The following is a 23,665-nucleotide window of genomic DNA, read 5'->3' as shown; positions in this document are numbered from 1 at the left end:
CAAATTAACATTTGAAATCTCCTATTACTAGGGTAATGTTCGCCTAAGCTACGTTAACGGTCGGTAACTTCCAAATAGTACTTCCAATACAAAAATAGGATGTTTAGCTATCTAGTTCTAGACCTTGGAACTGGCGAGGTATCCCAAGGTAGGTTCTTTAACGCTTACCGTTAACGTAGTGCGCAAAGCACTTAGCCGGGTCAACTCCGGGACAAGCCCACACTATACTCGTAGGTTAGTGTTTGGGTCATTGACGGGTATACCTAGTAATAGTCTGAAATTCCCTGGTTTGCCAAGGAATCTCGAAAATTATACAATACCAACGTAGTTCCGGGCGAAATTTTTAGCAAAAGTTAATGAAGTTGTCAGTTGAGAAAGTTTGGATTCACTTAACTTGCGTCGAAAACGCACATCTTCTAAATCCTCTCCTTCCGGTGAGTGCAACATGGTCAACAAGCTGTAAGAGAATTCTTGAGCACGCCAGATGTAGGGCAAGCGAATTTCGGAGTAGCGGTTTAGATAAGAAAGATCATGGTTTTCAAGATAGTAGCTAATCAATGTCTCTGCTAAAACTCCCGCATCTTGCACCGCTAAGTTTAAACCTTTTCCACCCATTGGGGTAATAATATGAGCGGCATCTCCAGCTAATAATAATCGCTGATAAATCATGGGTTCCATCACATAATTCCGTAGCTCCATAATACGCTTTTGAAAGATTTCACCTTCATTTAACGGACATCCTTCTTTAGCAAGCCGCTGGCGTAAATTAGCCCAGATGCGTTCATCTGACCAATCTTCTAAAGTATCGGTGCTGGGAATTTGAAGGTAATAGCGAGAAATCTTGCTATTGCGAAGCATATGAGCCGCAAAACCATCTGGATGTACACCATAAAGAGTATGCTGGGCTGAAGGGGGAGCGTAGGCTAAAATTGCTAACCAGCGATAGTTGTATTGTTTGCTGTAAATCTCTACCGCTTCAGAGGGAACAGATTGACGAGCTAACCCATGATAACCATCACATCCAGCTACAAAATCCGCTTGAATCGTTACAGTTTTTTGACTATCTAAATCATAACATTCAACTTCGACTTTGTCATCACTTTGAACAATCTTTTTTCCTTCATGATGAAAAAGTAACTTACCACCATCCTTGATATATTTTTCTATCAAATCATCGTTGAGATCGCTTTGAGGATAAACATGATGAACATCTCCTCCACTTAAGCTTCCATATTCAAAAGTTAGGCTTTTATCGGGATAGCGAAACTCACAACAACCGTGAGTATAAGCATTTTTCAGCAGGGTATCCGCCAGGTCATTTTTTCTGAGAATTTCAACCGTTGTACTTTCAATAACTCCGGCTCGTCCTCTGGCATAAATTTCTTCACGATTGTATTTATCAATGATAATACAGTCTATCCCGTTTCTCAGCAGAATACTTCCCAGAACAATACCAGCAGGGCCAGAACCAAGAATACAGACCGATGTTTGTAACTGTGTATAATTTTTCATCGTCAACTCCTTAAAATTATCATTTTTTTTGAGGTAAAGGTGAGTTCAATACCTACCTTATTCGTCAGTTTACAGCTCTTTTGAGGACAGTGAGGTACACTTATAGAACCCATTTGGGATCTATTGAAAAATAGAGGAGGAGTAGGGGAGTAGGGGAGTAGGGGAGTAGGGAGCATTTTTCTACCTACTTGGTAGCGTACCAAGTGCGACTAACCATCGCGGGGTCGCATCCGCTTTTTCCGCTATTCTAGTTCCTGAATTTCCACTGGCTCGCTCAGACTGAGAACCACAGCCAAAAGTACATACCGCGTGCAAAGATACCAAATGGGTTCTATAGAACTATTCTTATATTTCCTATTCCCTGTTCCCTATTCCCTGTTCCCTAGAGCAATAAAACTTTGTACCTCATCAACTAGAAAACTGCTGTAAGTGAATCATTAAACCATTACAAGCTCCTGAAAAACTGAAGGGAAATGAATTTTTTGTCGCAGCTGTTGAGTCATTGGATGTAAGTCACGGGGTTGAGTTCTGGGGCGGAATAATCCATCCTTTTCCCATCGGTGTTCATTGAGGCTAATTGCCCAAGAATTTAACCAGGCAGATTCCGGAAAATCGGCTAATTTTTCAGGCATTGTATCTTCAAGAGCCATGCGAAAAATAACCTGAGCAAGTTCCTCAAACATTTCTAAACTAGCAATATGATCGTCGATGAGTTGTTGCTCCGTTTTATTGGATTGTAAATTTCGCGATCGCAATTGCTTGATGAAATCCATTTCTAAGTAATCAATATACTCATAAGTCCCCCGATTTTGCGAGCGTTCTGCCCAGTCTATAAACAACTTTTGCATCCTGTGAGCTAATAGAAAAAATTGACCTGAACCTTGACGAATTTTTGCCCGTTTTTCAGAGTCAAGGAAAATCGAATTAAACATCAGAGGCGCACTAAAGGCCCAGCCGGATAGGGTATCCCAAATCACCTTAATTGCCATTACCAAATCTTTATCAAAGCAGGAGTAAACCTTATGAATATTATCTTTTACCCCTTCAGCATAGGTGAGCAAAAAGCGATTTGCTTCCGCCACTATTTCTGAAGTCAACTTATCTTGCAAATCCGCTTCAATCATCTGAGTGACGAGAGAATTTCCAAATCCAATTAGGTCAGTACCAGGAGAATAAAAGGGATCGGGAAATACCCCAGCTTCACCAACACAAGCCCAACGATTATTTGAGAAAATTTGCTTAGAGGAATAGCTATAGTGAGGCATCTTCATAAATTTTTGAGTTGAAATCCCTTGAAGATGATTAGCTAAAGTAGGTTCATAGGTTTGGAGCCAATTAAATGTTTTTTCCTCAGTGTTATGTTCTCCGAAAGGATGAACTGTTTCATCAGTGACAATCCCAATACTGGTATAGTTATTGGGGAGCGGAATCATCCAAATCCAGTAGCCTTTTCCACACAAGTGATTGGTTGAATAATATCGTTGATTTCCAGGGACACGCTCATGCCAGCTTTGGTTACTTTTGGGAACAAAATCACTGATATCAACCCTTTCATTGACCCAGAACCAAACCGCACTATGTTTAGAACTATTTCGTTGAGCTAAACCCAGTTTTTTCTGCAAAAATCTACGACGACCCATCGCATCAATAACCCATTTAGCTTGAATGGTATTCTTTTGCTTCGTGTCATCTTGAGTGTAAACAATTTCATGGAAGTCTTGATTATTTTCAGATAGGATCATATCAAGAACCTTGCAATTTTCTAAAAATTCAATTCCTGCTTCGATGTTTAAGTTTCGCAGATCATTTTCAAACTTACCTCGGTCAATTTGATAGGAGGAAGGAGAATGAAATTTAGATAGTCCGAGTTCAGGACGTTCTTCAAATTTACCTTGAGCATCACCTAAGAAGAAACGCAGTCCCAACTTTGGCATATGATTCAGTTTGAAATAACCATCACCAAATTGGAGTGTTTCAGCCAGATAATAGGAACCCACTTCAACCGTTGATTCTCCAACTTTAAAAGCACCTTCAGGTAGAGGTCGAGCCAAACGATCTAGGACAATAATAGAAAGATCGGGCATTGTTAACTTCAACTGTCTAGCTAAAGTAGAACCCGCTAAACCACCACCGCAAATTGCTACATCATAAGTCATTGTATTCATTGTGAAATCTCCAGAAAAGAGGGAACAGGGAACAGCGGTGCGACCCCGCGTCGGCGACAGACGCAAGGGAACGCGCACCAAGAGAGGGAACAGGGAACAGGGAAGAATAATTGATAATTTATGGATAAGAATTGATTTGATTTTTGATTTTTGGAGATATCTATTGTGAAATCTCCTGCTGTATTGAGAGTAAACATTATTTCGGTTAACATTAATTCAAGGAAAAGTGATACTAACCTAAGCAAGTCTTTAAAATCTCAGCTAAGACCTGTACATTTGGTCGATCAAAAATTGAATAATGGTCTCCCGGTACATCGTAAATTTCTAATTTATCCCTAGAAAAATTACTCCAACCATGTTCAGGATTACGAGTTTCCCAATCTGCTTGATTCGGTAAATAAAACTTGTTGAATTTAGCAGATTTTTTAGCCCGAAACAGGGTAATTTTACCGGAATAAACCTGTGGTGAATAAGTCCACTTTGCCTGCATATTCGCCTCAGCTACGATCGCACGACTGAGATGATGAGGTAGAGGTTTTCCTAAACGTAGATAAAGCTGGCAAAGGATGGCTTGCAGTTGGCGTTGAGTAACCTCTTTGAGTTCCTCAAATAGTGACTTGGATAGTCCCAATTGGGATAAGTATTTGAAGTAGTGTTGGTTTCGGAATACAAGGCGAGGAAAAGCACTTTTATTGAAAGTGTCAAACATCACCAGTAATGCCACCTTTTCTCCTTGCTGTTGAAGTTGTTGTGCCATCTCAAAAGCAATGGTACCTCCCATAGAGTTTCCTCCGATAAAATAGGGGCCATGGGCTTGAACACTGCGAATTTCTTGAAGATAATTAGCCGCCATTGCTTCGATTGTAAAGTCAGGCATTTGTTTGCCATCTAACCCTTTAGCTTGCAATCCATAAAACGGTTGCTCTGAACCTAGAGATTTGGCTAATTCTCGTAAGTTCAATACATTTCCTTGTTGTCCATGAATGCAGAAGAAAGGTGGTTTAGAACCACGAGGTTGAAGTGGAACTAATGAAGACCAAGGGAGAGAAGATTCATTTTCAGCAATAATTTCGGCTAGTTGTTCAATGGTTGGAGATTTTAGTAGTGTTGCCAAGGGTAAAGTTTTACCGAAGGTTTGTTCTATTTGAGTAAACAAACTCATCGCCATTAAGGACTGTCCACCTAAATCAAAGAAGTTATCTCGAATTCCAATGGATTCAATTCCTAATACTTTACTCCATAATTGAACGAGTTTGAGTTCAGTTGAATTGCGGGGTGCAAGATAAGCAGGTTTAGAAGAATTACTGGATGGATTGAATGTAGATTGATTAGCTCGTTTTTCCTCTAATTGTTGCTGTTCAGTTGCGCTCAAAGGGAGTACATCCAAGATAGACTGCTCTGGATTGATTAAAATGTTTTCCAGAATAGTACGATAATGCTCCTGCATTTGAGCAATGGTTGCTTCCTCAAATAAATCAGCATTGTATTTGAAGATAGCAGCAAAAGTATCACCTTCTGGAATCAGATAGAGATAGAGGTCAAAATCCGCTGTTCCGCTATCAAGATTAAAGGTTTCGACATTTAAATCGGGTAAGTTTAAGGTATGAATTGTTGTATTTTGCAGTGCAAACATCACCTTAGATAGAGGAGTTTGCAGTAAATTTAGAGCGTTAATAATTTCTTGAATGGGTAAATCTTGATAAGCGTAACCTCCGGAAACAACCTGACGAACTTGACTCAAAAACTCCCCAAACGTTTGATTTATGTTCAACTGTGTCCGTAGAATCAGTAAGTTCGCAAAGTAACCGATTAATCCCTTTGTTTCTTTCCGACTCCGATTCGCAATTGGACTACATACAAAAAAATCGTCTTGGTCAGAGTAGCGATATAATAGCACCTTAAATGCAGCTAATAACGTTGCAAATAACGTTGCTCCTTGTTTTCGACTGAAGCTTTTAAGTTGAGTCGTGAGTTCAACAGAAAGTAACTGTTTATTGTAGGCACTAGAATGGGTAGGATTAGTCGGATAAGGATGGTCAGTTGGCAGCTTTAAGGCTTGTAAATTATCGCCAAGTTGTTGCTTCCAATAGTTTAGCAAAGTCTCTTTAAACTCACCTTGAATACATTGACGTTGCCAAACCGAAAAGTCCGCATACTGCACTGGAAGTTCTGGTAGTGGTGAAGATTGACCGAGAGAAAATGCTTCGTAGAGTGTTGCTAACTCCTGAAATAAAACTCCTTTTGACCAAGCATCGACGATAATATGGTGAACATTCAGTAACAGAAAATAATCCTGTTCATCAAGTTTAAAAAGTGTTCCTCGAAACAGAGGTAGTTGAGTCAATTCAATCGGTTGCTCAATATCTCCTTTCACTAATTCCATTACCTTATTTTCCCGTTGTTTTTGAGGGAAGTTCTGTACATTAACTACAGATAAACGAAAGGAGAAAGAGGAGTGAATGACTTGAGTTGGTTGACCTTCAACTAAGATAAAAGTCGTCCGTAAAGCCTCGTGACGTTGAATAAGTTCATTCAGACTTTGCTCTAAAGCTAATGGATTAAGTGAACCGGAAATGCGAAACCCAAACGGCATATTATAAGCAGCAGCTTTACTTGGTTCCAACTGTTGTAAAAACCATAATCGCTCTTGAGGAAAAGACAGAGGAAGTGGATTTTCTCGGGAAACAGAGACTAAGGGTGGAGCTTGATTTTGTAAGCTAATGACCGTTCTCATTGCTTCCCATAGCTCCTTTTTAGCAGCCACTGATTGAGTTGAGTTCTTGGTAACTGGAGAAGTTTTTTGTTGTTTTTTGTTTAATGTTTCGAGTGACATATTATATCATGTCTGGTTGAATAATTACACTTTGGAGGAAGGAAGGCAGAAAGCAGGAGGCAGAAGGGAAGAAAGCTATGGGTAGGGTGTGTTAGCGGTAGCGTAACTGAGCGAAACCCTAAATAGATTGTTAAAATTTAACAACTTTTCTTTTCTTCAATCATCTCCACAATTGTTGAGATATTTTGAAAGTTCTCAAAACTAATCTCACTCACATCTAACTCAATTTCAAAAGTCTCTTGCAAGTTAGAAATTAGAGTCATCGTGTTAATTGAATCTAGACCCAAGTTGAAGATATCTACATCGTCTTGCAACTCTTCTAAGGTCACATCGGGTAGAACTTCCAAAACTAACCCTTGAACTTGTTCTTGAATTGTTGTAGTTGTCATCATGGTGTTATGCTCCTTAAAATTTCAGTATTTGGACTGTGATGATATCGGTTTAAACTAATTCCTTTCTCAGAATTTTTCCAAGTGGACTTTTGGGAATCTCTGGGCGGAATTCAATGATTTTTGGAACTTTAAACTCCGCTAGACGCTGCTTACAAAATGAAAGAATCTCTTGGTCGTCAAAATTTTTTCGACTTTTTTTGACAATTACAGCTTTAACCAATTCGCCAGCATAAGACCCTTTTACACCAACAACAACAGCTTCTTTAATGTGAGGATGATTCATCAAAATATCTTCTACTTCTATCGGGTCTACTTTGCGACCTCCGGTATCAATGAGCAGCTTTTTGCGACCAGTAATATACACTCGACCCCACTCATCTTTTTTCCCTAAATCACCTGTATAGAAACATCCTTCCTTAAAGACTTGTTGATTCAGTTCTGGCTGATTAATATAACCTTGAGTTAGAGAGCGACTTTTGATCACAACTTCTCCACTCATTCCCATGGGTTGCTCATTCCCACTTTCATTAACAATTTTGAGTTCAACATTATTGAGTGGAAACCCAACAGAGTGATAGATTTTGTTGATGTCTTCCTCTAAATTAATTGCTACAGAGCCAGCCTCAGTACAGCCGTAAAGCTGTCGAATAGGAATCTTAAATCGCTGCCAAAACTTATCGAAAATGTCTTTGGATAAAAAGTTTCCGGCTGAAAAGCATAATCTCAAACTAGATAGGTTCACCGAGGTTTTTGTTCTAGCTTCTGCTAAAGCATTGAAGATATAAGGTACTGCCGGAAAGATGGTAATCTTCTCCGTTTTAATCAGTTCAAAAATTCGGGGGCACCGGAAGACAAAGGGAACCTCAACAGGTGTACCATCCTTCTGCAAAACCTGTTCTAAAATAACTAAGGTTGCACCATTACAAGTTGCTGCGAGGAGACAATTTCCTAACCCATGAGCATGATACATCGGAACTGCACAAAGAATATTGTCAGAGGGCTGAATTTTGGTGGTTTCTGCGAAGTTTTTTACCTCATGGCAAAGACTCGCCTGGGTGCGTGCAATTCGTTTTGGTTTCCCCGTTGAACCGGATGAATATTGATACAGAAGATCAGAAGAAAGAGCTTTTTCTGAATAGTCTTGATGTTGAAATTTTCCTGGCAGAATTAGATGGTATATATAGTGGCTTTCGGGATAAACACCATCCACAACAATCAACTCAATTTTTCGGTCAATATTTGCAATAAGATCCTGACAAATTTTGGCACGTTTGAGGTCAGTAATTACTGCTTTTGCCTTGCTATCCCTGAGACAATAACTCAGTTCTTCGGCTTTGAATAAATGATTGAGAGGCAGAACAATTCCCTGTAACTGAGCAACTGCATAGAAGCTATAAACAAACTCAGGACAGTTGGGTAAAACGAAAGCGACACAATCACCTTTGCCGATTTCTAGAGAACTTAATCCCTCACTTAATCCTTGAACTTTGAAGTTAAGTTGCTCATAACTAATTCGGGACTCATTATAGACAATTGCTGTATGTTTGGGAAAGGAATGAGCCGCTTCTTTCAACTGTTTAATAATCATAATTTTACCTCTATTGTGCCACTTGAACAACCGATGCTATTAGACATCTCCTCCAAAAGAGGGAGTAGGGAGTAGTGGGAAAGAATTGATAATTTCTTTACGATAGTTGATTTTCTTTTTTATTATTGGAGATGTCTATTAGAAATTTCGCCTAAAACTATTTTCCGGAAACTTCTCTGTAATCATCATGGTGTACTGATGATTGGAGATGACGCAGTAGCTTCTATACAGCAGATTGTCTTTGGGTTGAATCTGGAAATAATTTGCTAAATCCCCTGCATGTTCTTTGCCAAGTTCGACATTTTCTTTGAAGATTTCCACTTTGTTCTCGATCCAGAGTTTCCCAATGGGAGTTTTGGTCTGTAACAGTTGGTTTCGCATTTTTTCATTCAGTCTGTCGAGAACTAAAATTGAATCCGCATAGACATAGTTGCGGTCACTCATCTTACCTTGAAGTAACACTTTGCGAGCGATAACTTCTGTGCCTTTTTTGAGGTTCATCGGCACGATGTCTTCTTCAAGTTGAATCTTGTCTTCAAACAGCTTTTTGATTTTGATTGCTTCCCCCGAGTAAGCTTCAATCATATCTGTAACAGTGCCGTTTGTTGTGAGTAATATTCGCTGAAATGGGCTGAGTAATACAGGTTCGATGTAATTCCGCTTTCGCGGAAAGTGTTGGGAAAAAATTGGTCTTAAGACTAGGGTTTGAGCGTTCATATGCATTATTTTTCTAGAATTGGCTAAAAAGACATGTTTGATCAGATATTGTGAGTTGAATCAATCTAAGTTAGCCTTCAATTTTTCCTTCAACTCACAACAAAATTTAAACAATGGCACTTAATTTTTTGGTAGCTTGAGGGAATGAAGGAGTGAGGGCTAACTTTTCTGGCCAACGACCTACTGTTTCACCAATAACTGCCATTTCTTGCATCAGTTCTTGATAGCGATGAGGCGTCAAGGATTGAGGACCATCAGACAGAGCTTGGGAAGGGTTGGGATGAACTTCTATCATCAGAGCATCAGCTCCTGCTGCAATTGAAGCCATTGCCATTGCCGGGACGTATTCGGCTTTACCTGTCCCGTGGCTGGGGTCAATCATAATGGGAAGGTGAGTCAGTGTACGCAAGACAGGAATCACGGATAAATCGAGGGTATTCCGGGTATATTTGCGGTCATGGGTGCGAATTCCCCGTTCACACAAAATAACATTGGGATTTCCCGCTGCTAAAATATATTCAGCCGCCATTAACCATTCCTCAATGGTTGCAGACATTCCCCGCTTCAGCAGAACCGGTTTCTCTTGAGCACCAACTTTTTTTAATAGAGAAAAGTTCTGCATATTACGAGCACCAACTTGGAGAATATCTGCAACAGCTGTTATCTTTTCAATGTCGGCTGCATCCATTACCTCGGTGATAATTCCCAAGCCTGTTTTTTGACGTGCAATGGCTAGCAATTCCAAACCACTCTCACCATGTCCTTGAAAAGCATAAGGAGAAGTCCGAGGTTTGTAAGCTCCACCACGTAGGAAATGAGCACCTGCTGCTTTAACTTGTTGGGCGGTTTCGACAATCATCTGTTCATTTTCAACCGAACAAGGACCGGCAGTTTGAACGATGGGATTGTGTTCGCCAAAAGCAACAGAACCGTTCGGTGTTTCAACAATAATTTCACTGGGTTCACCATGTCGGAAGTCTCGACTTGCCCGTTTAAAGGGATGTTCAACTCGTGAGACTTTTTCAATAAAAGGACTGACAGCCTGAATTTTTAAGGGATCGAGTTCAGCCGTTTCACCGACTAAACCAATCACCACTCGGTGTTTGCCGATGATTTTTTCGACGCTGACTTTGTATTGGGACAGTTCGTCTTGAATGTGTTCAATTTCGACTGTCGGAGTGGCTGCTTTGAGGACAATTATCATGCTTTATTTTCTTTGAGATTGGGTTTGCTAAACAGAATGATGGAGAAAGGTTTGAGAAAGCAGATGTGGGTTAAACTAACATCTCTATTTCTGTCCCTGCCACCAGTTCTATTTCTATATCTGTAAATGGCTTAAAACTAGAGAAACTGTAATAACGAATTTACGTCATTTCAGCTAGTATTAATCTCAGGAATCAAGTTGTTTCCTGTAACTGTAAAGATGCGTATATCTGGTCTAAGTTAGGTTATGCATTTTTGAGAAGTTGCCTGAAAACTAGAGAAACTATAATTAAGTGCCAAGTTTTCTGCATTTACTAAGCTGAAAACGAATTTACGTCATTTGAGCTAGTATTAATCTCAGGAATTAAGTTGTTTCCTGTAACTGTAAAGATGCGTATATCTGGTCTAAGTTAGGTTATGCATTTTTGAGAAGTTGCCTGAAAACTAGAGAAACTATAATTAAGTGCCAAGTTTTCTGCATTTACTAAGCTGAAAACGAATTTACGTCATTTGAGCTAGTATTAATCTCAGGAATTAAGTTGTTTCCTGTAACTGTAAAGATGCGTATATCTGGTCTAAGTTAGGTTATGCATTTTTGAGAAGTTGCCTGAAAACTAGAGAAACTATAATTAAGTGCCAAGTTTTCTGCATTTACTAAGCTGAAAACGAATTTACGTCATTTGAGCTAGTATTAATCTCAGGAATTAAGTTGTTTCCTGTAACTGTAAAGATGCGTATATCTGGTCTAAGTTAGGTTATGCATTTTTGAGAAGTTGCCTGAAAACTAGAGAAACTATAATTAAGTGCCAAGTTTTCTGCATTTACTAAGCTGAAAACGAATTTACGTCATTTGAGCTAGTATTAATCTCAGGAATTAAGTTGTTTCCTGTAACTGTAAATATGCGTTATATCTGGTCTAAATTAGGTTATGCAGAGAGTGAAAAAAATCGGGGGAGCATTGACTTAATCAAAGAATAACGATTTAATACGTTAAAAAGTGGCTCTATTAGACAGTCTGGGTTCACTCATACATGAAATCCATCAGAACCAAACTCAAATTAAATAATAAGCAAAAAACTCTGATGGCTCAACACGCGGGTTATAGCAGATGGTGTTATAATTGGGGGTTAAGTTTGTGGAATGCGGCTTACAGGGATGGTTATAAACCTAATGCCCGTAAACTCAGAAAGGTTTTTACTAATCAAACAAAACCTCTTGATCCCTGGATGAAAAGCTGATCATCTAAAGTTTATCAATACGCTTTTCCTACGGAATGCTGCGCAAACATCAGTTTAGGTGAAGCGTTTAAAAGATTCTTTTCCTGCGGAATGCTTCCCTACGGGATGCTACGCAAACGCAAACAAGGATTGAGTAAATATCCAAGGTTTAAGAAAAAAGGTAAACATGATAGTTTTCCAACGGAATGCTACGCAAACACAATTGATAATTGTGGAAAGCTAATAGAATGAAACGGATGGAACCATAAATTACCTTTTATTAGTATTGTCAAAACTTACGAACCTATTGAGGCAACAACTCAAAAAATAACTATTAGTAGACAGGTGTCAGATTGGTATCTTAGCTGTAGCTATGAATTTACTCCAAAATTAACACAAAAAACTACTGACGCGTCAAGCTGAAAATAATGTATTAAATTTTTTAGTAGGCGTTGCTGAATTAGGGGATGAATATTAAGTGGGGTGGGATCCTGCCCGTCCGAAAATATAAGGAACGGGCAAGATACCCATTCCACAGAACTATTAAAATCATCCCGCATTTATGCAAAGCCAATTTTTTAGTATAATTCTTACTATGACTAAGGTTTGGATAATTTTCCTAAAACACTATTTCAAGCTTGACGCGCTACTAGGAGGGGTTATATCATGTCCGGATAATCAGTTATAAAAAAACCTTCTCCCTTTTAACTTTTCTTTCCCTTCTGCATTCTGCCTTCTGCCTTCTACCCTCTGCCTTCCCTCCTCCAAGGCGTTGCACAGCGACGAATGATTTGAGATTTTTGATTGAATTGGATTGTGGATTAATCAATTGCTAGAATGATTAATTAATGGTTATTTTTAGTCAAAGTCTAAACTAATTTTTGGCAATATCATTCCAGAATGTGCAACCCCCCTCCAAAGTATCACTATTCAAGCGGACATGATATTAGGGATGGGTCTCCATCTCCCACACTCAAGAAAACATAGAAAAATTTTTGAGATTTGGTATTACTCTCAGCGCTTCCCTACTCTTTGAATAACCAGTATTTAACCGGACATAATATTTTTCCTAAAAAGACTATTTTTTGTTCGATTTATTTGTTAATATTTAGGATAGTATTCAGCTATTATGGCTGAACCTTGCTCAAAATATTTAATTCATTATGGGTTAACAATCGTGGGATTCAAAATTGGTTTGTTGGGATTAGGTACAGTCGGTATAGGGACAGCAAAAATTTTGCTATCCCCAGAAGGTCGTCATCCTTTAATTCAGGAACTGGAAATACATCGAGTGGGAGTGCGCGATATCTCCAAAACCAGAGATATTAATCTACCTTCAGATATTTTAACAACAGATTTAGAAGCGATCGCTACTGACCCACAGATAGATATTATAGTAGAACTGATTGGTGGGTTGGAACCCGCAAGAAGCCTAATCCTCAAAGCTATTGCCCATGGCAAACACGTCGTCACCGCCAACAAAGCTGTTATCTCTCGCTATGGTCCAGAAATTTTTGAAGCAGCGAATGAAAAAGGTGTTTATGTCATGTTAGAAGCAGCAGTGGGTGGCGGTATCCCTGTTATTCAACCCCTCAAAGAATCTTTGGGAGTTAATCGCATTCATTCGGTTATCGGTATCATTAACGGGACAACTAATTACATCCTCACCAGAATGCAAAAAGAGGGAGCAGACTTTGCAGATGTTCTTGCCGATGCTCAAAATTTAGGTTATGCAGAAGCTGATCCCACTGCAGATGTAGATGGGTTAGATGCCAAAGATAAAATCGCGATTTTAGCTTCTCTCGCTTTTGGCGGTTTAATTAAATTAGAAGATATTCATTGTGAAGGTATTCGTCAAGTAACGGCAGCTGATATTGCTTATGCTGACAGACTAGACTTTGTCATCAAATTATTAGCGGTCGCTAAATGCGACCCCAACAGTATTAACTCCACCACAGACAAACTCCAACTGAGAGTACATCCTACCCTTGTGCCAAAAACTCACCCCCTCGCAAGTATTAATGATGTTTATAACGCTATTCTGGTAGAAGGAGAACCCATTGGACAAGTAATGTTTTTCGGGCCGGGTGCAGGTTCAGGTCCCACAGCAAGTGCAGTTGTTTCCGACATTATGAGTATCGCTGCCATCCTCAAAACAGAAACTGAACCTATTGCTCACCCATTGTTAAGTTGTACTCATCAACATTATTGTGAAACAGCATCAATGGCAGAACTTGTTACCAGATTTTATGCCCGCTTCCTAACAAAAGACCACCCTGGTGTTATTGGTAAACTGGGTACTTGTTTTGGCAGTCATGATGTCAGTTTAGAATCTGTAGTGCAAACAGGAGTACATGATCGACTTGCAGAAATAGTGGTTGTCACCCATGATGTAAAAGAAGGTAACTTCCGGCAAGCATTAGAGGAAATTCAATCATTAGATGTTATTGATAGTATTCCTAGTGTATTGAGGGTGTTGTAGAAATAAAAAAAATCCGATGGCAATTAAACATCAACGCCCGAAAAAATTAACTTCAACAGGACTCACGCATAACCACCATTTGTAGGGGGCTAACGACCGTTAACCCCCTACAAATAGTGTATAATTTCGTATGCGTGCGGGCTTTGTTGCACAAATAGAGCAAATAGGGTAAAAATAACAGTGCGTGGTACAACAAACCGAAACTAAGATTAGATATGAGTAATATAGAATCCGGTTAATTAGACATTGCAAGTAACGTACGATAAATTGCTTAAAAAAATAGTCAAATTATTAAAAAAAAGACAATCTTTATCTTTATTTTGTCTTTGTCAAGGAAATATTGCTTAGGGTGAGAATCCCCATGTAATTTTCCTCCTGTCTCCTGTCTCCTGTCTCCTGTCTCCTTCTTCAAATCTGTCGGATGAAAGGTATGATTCGTTAGCTACCACAGTCCATTAGGAGTAAAATTTAATAGCAATTTTACTCCTAATGGACAGTAGTTTTAAGAGGCATTAGTCGAACAGTGAATTTGGCCTATAATACGGTAGATTAGTTTAGTGAGAGCTGCCTCTCAAAAAGCGAGTGCCTAATTCTTGGGCCTCCCCAGAATGTAAGACCCACTCAAGACACAAAAAAACTCTCTCATACCAGAATATTTAATCAAGAATAAGCGATGGCAAACTTCAAAAATTTGTCTACTTGACTAAAATAAGAAAAAATTATATAATTTTACACTAAATATTTATAGTAATGTTGAAAAGCTTTCTATAACTCGACCGTTAATACAAAGTCATTAACTCCACTCTCTCAAATGTCACGACAATCTTCCGAAGCACCTTTACTAGATATTACTGTCGAAGAACTAGCAGACCGGTTAACAGATGGTATTCCTGAAAATTTACAATTAGTTGATGTTCGGGAAGATCAAGAAGTAGAAATAGCTTCTATCAAAGGTTTTAAAGTTTTATCTTTAAGTAAATTTTCTGAATGGTCAGACCAAATTCATGTCCATTTAGACCATGAGAAAGAAACTCTAGTCTTGTGTCATCATGGTATACGTTCAGCTCAAATGTGCCAATGGTTGAAGAGTCAGGGTTTTACAAATGTGAAAAATATTATTGGTGGTATTGATGCCTACTCAATGGTAGTAGATCAAAGTATACCTCGCTATTAGTCAGAATTCGGAACTTTTCGTTTCCGGCAAACTTTAGTTACCTAAGAGCTGATTTATCATTTTCTTTGTGGGTTTAATACCCCACCGTCAACGGGGGTGTTCAAAATTACTTGGGGGAGCGAATCCCCATGTAATTTTCCTCCTGTCTCCTGTCTCCTGTCTCCTGTCTCCTGTCTCCTGTCTCCTGTCTCCTGTCTCCTGTCTCCTTCTTCACAAAGTAAATATTAAGAGGCTGAATTTCTTACAGGAAAAAGGTTTTACCGATTGTCGGCCAGTAAAGTAGAAATTTATGAGACCTAGATAGCATAAGAGTTTTCCTGCGGAATGCTGCGCAAACAGCTCAGTTAATAAATCAGCTCTAACATAAAATAAAATATTGCAAATTTTATATTTGCTACGGTTGGAAGATTTTAGATCAAATCCCCTCGGGTTCAGTATAAAAAAAATGTTCCATTTTCAGCCATTGCCAAATATTTCTTTATTTCCCCACATTCACCTCCTGAGAGGGGTTGGGGGTAGGTCTCCACACTATGAATCTAATTACACCAATTTTACCGGATTTGATATAAAGTTCTCAATTACAGCAGATTTCAGGTAAATGAGATACACATAAGAATGGTAAAGTATTTGTAGTATAGGCATCTTGCCTGCGACTGGTGTACCTTACTAATCTGAAATAGGCTGTATCTTGAGAAGAGAATTTTGATTACGTCTAATTAATGAGACTTGATATTTATTTAGATAAAGAAATATTTTTCGTTGTTGCTTGTTGCCTCACAGGAGTGCGCTACCAGATGCTAGCTTGGTTTGCTCAGATACCCACAGGTGGCGCTTCCTTCCCATCTTTATTGTTGACGCGGAGTTGCACCGCTGTTCCCTGCTATATCTACAAACTAAGATAAATATGAGTAGATAATCACGAAGTATAAGTTATATAAAGAAAAATAACTTTGGTGTTATGATTAACTAACATCATATTTTTTGCTATTGTCTGGCACTTTACCTAATATACTTTCTCTACGTCCATGTCACTGCAAGTTAATCTTAATAATCGTCATCAACATATATTATGGGCAACAGTTCGTCATTATATTGCAACGGCAGAACCAGTTGGCTCCAAATCTCTAGCAGAAGAGTACAATCTCAGTGTTAGTCCAGCGACAATTCGCACTGGGATGAGCTTTCTGGAAAAAATAGGACTTTTATATCAACCTCATACTTCAGCTGGAAGAGTTCCTTCGGACTCAGGATACCGAATATATGTTGACCAATTAATGAAACCTTCAGAAACTCTGGCTTTTGAAGTTGAAGAACTTTTACAAAAACAATTGAATTTGCCAGAAAGTCGCCTAGAGGCCCTACTTCAAGGATCGGCTCAAATTTTGGCTACTCTAAGTGGTTATATTACCCTAGTGACAATGCCCCAAGCTGCTACCGCTAAGTTACGACATCTACAACTGGTACAAGTGGAAGCAGAAAAAATCATGTTAATTGTGGTGACAAATACCTATGAAACTCAGTCTCTGATGATGGACTTGAGAGCTTTAAATCATAAAAAATATGGGAAAAATTTACCAGATAATTCTGTACTGCCTGACCCAGAAGATATTGATAGAGAATTACAAATATTATCAAATTTTTTGAATGGCCAACTACGAGGACGAGCGATAGGGGAATTATCTTCATTAGATTGGACGGAGCTAGACCGGGAGTTTGAGAAGTATGCTGAGTCAATCAAAAATCTGTTGGAAAATTTAGCTCTCCGTTGTCAGACACCAGAGTACACTAGAATTCTGATTAGTGGCATAGCAGAAGTATTGCGTTTACCAGAATTCTCTAAAATGCAACAGGTTCAAACTATTATTCAACTATTAGAAGAAGAACAGGAGCAGTTGTGGCCTTTAATATTTGAAGTTCCCAGTACAGAGAACCAGGTGACAGTAAGAATAGGTTCGGAAAATCCTCTAGAACCCATCCAAGGTTGTGCCCTGATTTCTGCAACTTATGGGAATGGGACCACTCCACTGGGAAGTGTAGGAGTTTTGGGGCCAACGAGAATGGTTTATGAGAATGCGATCGCCATAGTTAAATCTACAGCAGATTTTCTCTCAGAAGCTATTGGAGGAAGTTAGAAGTCAGAAGTCAAAAGTTAGAAGTCAAAAGTTAGGAGTAAGTAGGGAAGAAAGTTTTTTGTTTAGCTGGCGCACAACACACGTTAACGCTACGCGACAGGTGAGGTGCAGCATTCCGTACCGAAAACGTGGAGCGCAGAATTGAGTTCTATCAGTAATTATCCGGACAAGATATCATACCTCAAATCACCAGCGCCATTATTCGTAGCATTCTTTTTTTATTTTTATAATCATGTCCGGATAATAGCACGATAAAAAAACTTTCTCCCTTCTAATATCAAATCCGCTCGGGTTCGGTATAAAAAAAATTTTCATCTTCATCCAATAGCAAATGTTTCGCGCATTCTCTTCCCTCCTGACTCCTGAGTTCCCCTCCTGGGAGGGGGAGGGGCGAGGGGTGGGTTGACTCCTGACTCCTAGATTAACTATCTAATTACACCGATGCTACCGGATTTGATATAACCTTTTCTTTGCTCCTGATTCCTGAGTTCTAAATTTTAACTTCTAATATCATGTTCGGTTGAATACTTATAATATCTGTGGACCAAAGGCAGAAGGCAGAGGGCAGAAGGCAGAAGGCAGAAGGGAAAGAGCAAGGTTAGAAGGCAGAAGGTTTATTATAACTGATTATCCGAACATGATATAACTTCTCACTTTTAACTTTTGACTTTTGACTTTTGACTTCTATAACCAATTCCCTACTAAAACAAAAGTTGACCAAAAGTAGGGATGCTCAAATTCTGAATTTACCTCTCTTATTTGAGCGTCTCGTAAAATTTTTCGTTGCGCTCGACGTAAAGCTTCTGCTTTAGTGATTGTTGAGTCGGTCAACTGTTCATATAAATTTTTCATCAACACAGCAGTTGCTTCATCACTCACATACCACAGACTAGCAATGGTACTTCTTGCTCCTGCTCTGACTGCAACTCCCGCTAACCCCAATGTTGCTCGCTCATCTCCAGTTGCAGTACGACAAGCACTCAATACTAATAATTCTACAGGACGCGTTTGTTGAACGCCAGATTTAATCATACTTCGTAACTCTTCAACATTAATCCTATCATCCCAGGTCAGAATAAATGTATCTTCAACATTAGAACTAAATTCGCCATGGGTTGCAATGTGAATTACTTGGTAAGGAGTATCAGCGACTTCGGTATTAGCTTCATTTTCTGTAAACAACTCATTTAGCAAAATCTCACTAGAAGCTTGAGCTTGAATATCTTTTAACTCTTGTCTCACATTTGGCAGTGGTGGAAAACCTTGACGACTTTCAGTTATTCCCATTCCCAGTACTTCCAGTTTTTTTCGTGCTAGTGGTTTAGGATCGATTAATTCTAGACTAGGAGCGATCGCCACATTATAGTTATCAATTACATATTCTTGAGTATCATCATTATAAAGACTAGCTAAAGGAATACTTCGCAACCTTCCTTCTAATACAAATACTAGAGTTTTTATCTGACTATCTTGCAATAGCTCTTCAGCGGGAGAAATTAGCCATTGATAAATTTCTGCAGCAGGTTCCAAATAGTTTTCAATAAAAATTCGCTTTTGCGGAAATGTGAGAGCTGTTAGCATAGTTTCAATTTTTGAGTCTACTTCCGCTCTTGATATATTAGTGCTGTAATAAACCAAAGGTTTTTCTGGTATGGCTAATATTACTGCCAAGCGATCGCGCAAAATAATTGTATAAAAAATAGCTGCATTTTTATCTACGCGGTCTACTTCTACAGGTTTGGCATCTAAACAAGCATTACGAAAAAAATTATCTAGTTCAGCTAACTGTAAAGCTTCAATTACTTGTCGTGCTTGTTTTAAATTTTTTTGACTAATATCTGTTTTTCCAGGAGTGGCAGGTTCTAAAAGTAACTCTACTAATTCACGATAAATAGGTTCTACACTATCCCTAAAATCAAACTTTAATTCTGAACTAATAGCAACTATATCACTCCGTAAAGCTTGGAGACTTTTTACTGATTGAGAATAAGCTACTATCGCTTCGTTTTTATTTCCTGTAACTGTTAAAATCCGACCTAATTGCCATTCCCACTGATAAACAATATCAGCGGCATTAATACTTTGAGCCAAAATTAAAGCTTTTTCTGTTAACTCTCTAGCCTCATTCCATTGCTGATTATGTTCATATAAAGTTCCCAAAGTTCCTAAACCATAAGATTCTGCCCTTGCATCTTCTAAACTTCTTGCTTGTTGTACCGCTGTCACTAAGTAATCAGCAATTTTTGCTGGTGGATATAATGGTTTATTATTGCCATTTGCTAAGACTTCTTTTCTTAATTCTATTAAATTCTGAGCTAGATTAATTCTGGCATAAATACCTGGTTGAGAAGCAGATAATTGATTTAAAGAATCATCTATATTTGTCACTAATTCTGTAGCAGTTAAATATTGCTTTTGTTCTACAGATAAATTTAACTGATTGAGCATTGCTTGAATTTTAATTTCTACTATCGGTGATTCCTGAATAGCTCGTTGATAGAATAAATTAGCAGCTTGGGGATTATCTAAAAGGATAGATGTATTACCTAAACTAATCAATATTATGGAAATTTCTTCTGTTGCTTGTAAATTTTCTGCTATTACTAAACTAGACTCTAAAACTTTTTGAGATTCTGATAGTTGACCTATTCCTCGAAGCACATCACCCAGACTTTGTAGTGCTTTTGCTTTAATTATTGTATCTGGTTGTTCCTCAAGATTTTGTTTAGCTCTTGTTAACTGTTTAAATGCTTGAGAATATAAACCTAAAGCTTGTAAAGCCTGAGATTGATTAATTCCACTACGAGTAAACCCTAAAGAATCACCAATTTTTTCATAAATTTCACTGGCTTCTTTCCAAGTATCTAAAGCCGCTTCTGATTGACCAATAGATAATTTTAATTGACCTTTGACTTCTAGAACACTAGCTGTAATTTTTTCAGTTTTTTGAATATTTGATATTTGTTGAATTAAATTTAAACAATTATTTAAAGCTGCTTCAGCATCTTGCCATTTTCCTAGTTTGAGATAAACTAAACCTAAATTTCTTAGCGCTCTAATCTGACTATAATTATCTCTTTGAGTAGCATAATTATTAATAGCTGATTCTAACAGAGGTATACTTGCAGAAAAATCTCCTTTTTCAAAAAATTTTTGTGCTTGTAGTTCTAAATTACTCGCTGATGTAGTCAATGCTTGAGTTAGTACATCCCCATTTATTTTACTTTTTTTAACTAGATTATTATTTAGGTAAACTGCCTGAACTTGCTTTACTTGAATACCTAAAATTAAGGCAGAAGGCAGAAGGCAGAAGGCAGAAGAAATAAGAAAGACTTTAAGCATATATTTGCTACAAAATAATTTAGAATTTAGAATTTAGAATTTAGAATTACCTATTCTTATAAAGAATATCATGTTCGGATAATCAGTTACAAATATAGCAATCAGGAATCAGATGTGAGAATTGAGGTTTTCCTTTAAAGCATAGAATATAGCAGTTTTCTTATTCTTATACCAATTTGAAAAAAGAATGCTACAAAAATGTAGACATCGATCGGATATGCTTAAAAATAGCTAGTATAATTTATTAAAGTCTCCAATATTTCACAACTCAAATCATATTGCTATAAAATTTAATAATTGACAGTATCAACAGTACCAAATAAATACTGAAATTATCTTTATTTTTATCCAATATTTCCTCTTTTTCTCCTTTCTTCTCTCCTGACTCCTGACTCCTGACTCCTGACTCCTCACAACAGGTATTTATAAGTATTCAACCGAACATGATATAAGAGGATTTATACCTGAATTTTTCGGTAAAGCATAAAATTTTATGAAAGTATTTTTTGAGGAAAAGTATTATCTTAATTTTTGAGAAAATTAGTATATAGCAAAGAACGAATTGGTGTTTGACTTATGCTGATGATAAACCTTAGACAGAGAAATGTTTTTCCTACTGTTGCTCGTTGCCTGTTGCTTTTTGCCTATTCCCTGTTCCCTGCTATAGTATTTTTTTTCGAGCAAAATATAATCAATTATCTAATATTATATTTTTTATAGCTTAAAAATTTGTGAACATTTAATTAATTAATAAATAATTATGGCTTACTGATAAAATATCAAACCATTGACAAGTAAAGGTTTGAGTATTCTTTAATTCCCAAAAAGTGCACTGGTTTTAATCTAAAACCCTCAAAAAGTTAACATAAAAGGCAAACTAAGGAAAGAACAATCTTGGGACAATTCTTACTCCTACCTCCTCGCTCATTTCCCGTTTCTCCTGTCTCCTGTCTCCTGTCTCCTACCTCTACCAAAAGACTTTACCATGCGCAAACCCTAATTAGAAAGCTCTGTATTTCAGATAAAAATATATCCCTTCTTCCTGTAATGAATCTCCATTTGTCTCTATATCTACAAAAGGAATTCCCCAATCTAATTGAGCCGAAAAACGAGTTCCTACTTGAATTCTTAAACCCACACCTACAGAAGATAAAGTTTCCTCTACCAATTCAACTTCATTACTATTCCAAACAGTACCAAAATCAACAAAAGGAGTTAATTGTAAAGTAGCATCCCACTCTCGCACCCGGAGAATAGGAAACCGAAACTCACTAGAAATAAACAAACCATTATCACCAAGTAAAGCATCTTGACGATATCCTCTCACACTTAACCCACCTCCCAAACTAAACTGTTCTTGGGGAAACAAACTTCTAGGTGCTAATTGAATATCTGACCTAACTAAAAAAACTGTATCTGGTGCAAATAAACGTAAATATTGTGCTTGTCCCCGCCAAGAAAAATATCTCCCATCTGGAGCATTACTATTAACAGTAGCATCAAAAGCATTTATTCCTAGAGAAAATTCTGACCGTCCCACAAACACATCATTAGTACTCCTAGAAGTATATTCCTGAAAAAAACGAACTGAAGAAATTCTAATCTCCCCATCATTTGTATCGGGAAAAGAGTCACCGGAAAGAGTAGTTTTTGATTCTTCTACAGAACCCGTTAAACCCAGAGCAATTTCTTTACTAAGAGTTTGATAAATAGGTTGGCGAAAACTCATCTCATAAGTACGAGAATTTGTTTCAATATCTAGTTCATTAAAAGGATCTTCAATAATTTCACTACTGGTGCGACGATGACGTAAACTAATAGTCCCATTTTTAGAATTAATGGGGATAGTATAACTAAAGTCATCAAGAGTATCACTACCATCTGTATTGTAATAAGTCGCATTCAGGCGATCGCCAAACCCAGTCAAATTACTATGAAAAATTTGAACTTGACGACGAACAGTACCCACACTAGGAGAACGTAAATTATCAGCAGAAAGTTGAGCAAAAAAAGCAGGTGCTTCTTCCACCTCAACCTCTAACCTACTCAAACCAGGACGAGAACCTGCTGTTAAATTAGCAGATAATCTCTCAACTAAAGGGTCAAGCTGAAGTAACTGTAAAGATTGAAATAAATCATCTTGATTTAAAGGAGTTTTAATACCAGATTCAATTCGACTACGAATATAACCAGAATTAAGTCGTTTTAACCCCGAAATTTCAATTACTTCAACTATCCCTTCTATCACTTCTATTGTAACTGTACCATCTTGCAAAGTTTGTGGGGGAATAAATGCCCCAGAAGTAACATATCCTCGATCGAAATATAGCTGAGTTACTGCTGTTTGTGCTTCTAGTAATTCGGCAAAAGAAATAGGACGATCTGTAAAAGGTTCAAGAATTTCCGCCAATTCTGTAGAACTAAAAACCGTACTACCAACAACTACAAATTGGGTTACTGTAATTTGACCTGGAATTTGCAGAGGAGGTGACTGGGGAGATAGAGATGGTACTGGTGGAGGTTGGAGCAAATCATCTGGTGGAGGTAATGGTTCTACATCTGGTATGGGTTGAGGGTTAGGGTTAACTGGCCTGGGAGTTGTTTGAGCAGTGGCAGGTTCAGAAGCAGAAACATAAGACAAAGAAATAAGAATTATTATCCAGACAATCATAACTTTTTTTCGAGGTTGAGGTCCTGCCTAAGCAAATAATAAAATTTGGTCATCGAAATAATAAATTTTTTTTTATAGTGTCCTTTCATGGCTTAGTGTTAAGACCCAACTTGAAGAAGGAGACAGGAGACAGCTATACTGGAGACAGGAGGAAAATTACATGGGGATTCGCTCCCCCAAGTAATGCGTGAACACCCCCGTTGACGGTGGGGTATTAAACCCACAAAGAAAATGATA

Annotated in this window: 13 protein-coding genes; 4 read left to right on the top strand and 9 right to left on the bottom strand. The window is 38.0% G+C overall.

Features of this window, described 5'->3' with window-relative positions; genetic code table 11:
- Positions 1-309: 309 nt before the first annotated feature.
- The 7 genes from F6K18_RS26555 to aroF all read right to left on the bottom strand — a co-directional run bounded on the left by F6K18_RS26555 (position 310) and on the right by aroF (position 10,411).
- Positions 310-1,512 (bottom strand): 4-hydroxybenzoate 3-monooxygenase, encoded by a 1,203-nt coding sequence (locus F6K18_RS26555; protein WP_287525277.1) that lies wholly within the window; start codon positions 1,510-1,512, stop codon positions 310-312.
- A 437-nt stretch (positions 1,513-1,949) separates the two neighbouring features.
- Positions 1,950-3,677, bottom strand: coding sequence for an NAD(P)/FAD-dependent oxidoreductase (locus tag F6K18_RS26550; RefSeq protein ID WP_287525276.1), 1,728 nt, complete (start codon positions 3,675-3,677; stop codon positions 1,950-1,952).
- A 232-nt stretch (positions 3,678-3,909) separates the two neighbouring features.
- Positions 3,910-6,510, bottom strand: coding sequence for a condensation domain-containing protein (locus F6K18_RS26545; RefSeq protein ID WP_287525275.1), 2,601 nt, complete (start codon positions 6,508-6,510; stop codon positions 3,910-3,912).
- 137 nt (positions 6,511-6,647) lie between these two features.
- A complete protein-coding gene (locus tag F6K18_RS26540) occupies positions 6,648-6,902 on the bottom strand; it encodes an acyl carrier protein (RefSeq protein ID WP_287525274.1) in 255 nt (84 codons plus the stop codon).
- 49 nt (positions 6,903-6,951) lie between these two features.
- A complete protein-coding gene (locus tag F6K18_RS26535; protein ID WP_287525273.1) occupies positions 6,952-8,490 on the bottom strand; it encodes a class I adenylate-forming enzyme family protein in 1,539 nt (512 codons plus the stop codon).
- Between the two features lie 138 nt (positions 8,491-8,628).
- On the bottom strand, positions 8,629-9,213 hold the full coding sequence (locus tag F6K18_RS26530; protein WP_287525272.1) for a chorismate pyruvate-lyase family protein: 585 nt from the start codon (positions 9,211-9,213) through the stop codon (positions 8,629-8,631).
- 100 nt (positions 9,214-9,313) lie between these two features.
- Positions 9,314-10,411, bottom strand: coding sequence for a 3-deoxy-7-phosphoheptulonate synthase (aroF, locus tag F6K18_RS26525; RefSeq protein WP_287525271.1), 1,098 nt, complete (start codon positions 10,409-10,411; stop codon positions 9,314-9,316).
- Positions 10,412-11,441: 1,030 nt separating this feature from the next.
- Here aroF and F6K18_RS26520 point away from each other — a divergent pair.
- From F6K18_RS26520 to F6K18_RS26505, 4 genes are all read left to right on the top strand, one after another.
- Positions 11,442-11,648 (top strand): helix-turn-helix domain-containing protein, encoded by a 207-nt coding sequence (locus F6K18_RS26520; RefSeq protein WP_287525270.1) that lies wholly within the window; start codon positions 11,442-11,444, stop codon positions 11,646-11,648.
- Between the two features lie 1,156 nt (positions 11,649-12,804).
- Complete coding sequence (locus F6K18_RS26515; protein WP_287525297.1) at positions 12,805-14,109, top strand: homoserine dehydrogenase; 1,305 nt, start codon at positions 12,805-12,807, stop codon at positions 14,107-14,109.
- Between the two features lie 811 nt (positions 14,110-14,920).
- Positions 14,921-15,283, top strand: coding sequence for a rhodanese-like domain-containing protein (locus F6K18_RS26510; protein ID WP_287525269.1), 363 nt, complete (start codon positions 14,921-14,923; stop codon positions 15,281-15,283).
- Between the two features lie 1,031 nt (positions 15,284-16,314).
- Positions 16,315-17,415, top strand: coding sequence for a heat-inducible transcriptional repressor HrcA (locus tag F6K18_RS26505; protein WP_353735182.1), 1,101 nt, complete (start codon positions 16,315-16,317; stop codon positions 17,413-17,415).
- Positions 17,416-18,099: 684 nt separating this feature from the next.
- Here F6K18_RS26505 and F6K18_RS26500 read toward each other — a convergent pair.
- The gene (locus F6K18_RS26500; protein WP_287525267.1) at positions 18,100-20,757 is read right to left on the bottom strand and encodes a CHAT domain-containing protein; all 2,658 of its coding nucleotides are present in this window, start codon (positions 20,755-20,757) and stop codon (positions 18,100-18,102) included.
- A gap of 1,000 nt (positions 20,758-21,757) precedes the next feature.
- On the bottom strand, positions 21,758-23,428 hold the full coding sequence (locus tag F6K18_RS26495) for a ShlB/FhaC/HecB family hemolysin secretion/activation protein (protein WP_287525266.1): 1,671 nt from the start codon (positions 23,426-23,428) through the stop codon (positions 21,758-21,760).
- Positions 23,429-23,665: the final 237 nt, after the last annotated feature.

The sequence above is a fragment of the Okeania sp. SIO2C2 genome, assembly GCF_010692625.1.
Classification (GTDB): domain Bacteria; phylum Cyanobacteriota; class Cyanobacteriia; order Cyanobacteriales; family Microcoleaceae; genus Okeania; species Okeania hirsuta.
This window is presented reverse-complemented; position numbering and strand designations above follow the sequence as displayed.

What these genes read in the sequence shown, in the direction of transcription:
- F6K18_RS26545 (WP_287525275.1), bottom strand. Translation starts at nt 6,510, where the DNA reads ATGTCACTCGAAACATTAAACAAAAAACAACAAAAAACTTCTCCAGTT.
- F6K18_RS26555 (WP_287525277.1), bottom strand. Translation starts at nt 1,512, where the DNA reads ATGAAAAATTATACACAGTTACAAACATCGGTCTGTATTCTTGGTTCT.
- F6K18_RS26520 (WP_287525270.1), top strand. Translation starts at nt 11,442, where the DNA reads ATGAAATCCATCAGAACCAAACTCAAATTAAATAATAAGCAAAAAACT.
- F6K18_RS26530 (WP_287525272.1), bottom strand. Translation starts at nt 9,213, where the DNA reads ATGCATATGAACGCTCAAACCCTAGTCTTAAGACCAATTTTTTCCCAA.
- F6K18_RS26495 (WP_287525266.1), bottom strand. Translation starts at nt 23,428, where the DNA reads ATGATTGTCTGGATAATAATTCTTATTTCTTTGTCTTATGTTTCTGCT.
- F6K18_RS26535 (WP_287525273.1), bottom strand. Translation starts at nt 8,490, where the DNA reads ATGATTATTAAACAGTTGAAAGAAGCGGCTCATTCCTTTCCCAAACAT.
- F6K18_RS26500 (WP_287525267.1), bottom strand. Translation starts at nt 20,757, where the DNA reads ATGCTTAAAGTCTTTCTTATTTCTTCTGCCTTCTGCCTTCTGCCTTCT.
- F6K18_RS26550 (WP_287525276.1), bottom strand. Translation starts at nt 3,677, where the DNA reads ATGAATACAATGACTTATGATGTAGCAATTTGCGGTGGTGGTTTAGCG.
- aroF (WP_287525271.1), bottom strand. Translation starts at nt 10,411, where the DNA reads ATGATAATTGTCCTCAAAGCAGCCACTCCGACAGTCGAAATTGAACAC.
- F6K18_RS26540 (WP_287525274.1), bottom strand. Translation starts at nt 6,902, where the DNA reads ATGATGACAACTACAACAATTCAAGAACAAGTTCAAGGGTTAGTTTTG.
- F6K18_RS26510 (WP_287525269.1), top strand. Translation starts at nt 14,921, where the DNA reads ATGTCACGACAATCTTCCGAAGCACCTTTACTAGATATTACTGTCGAA.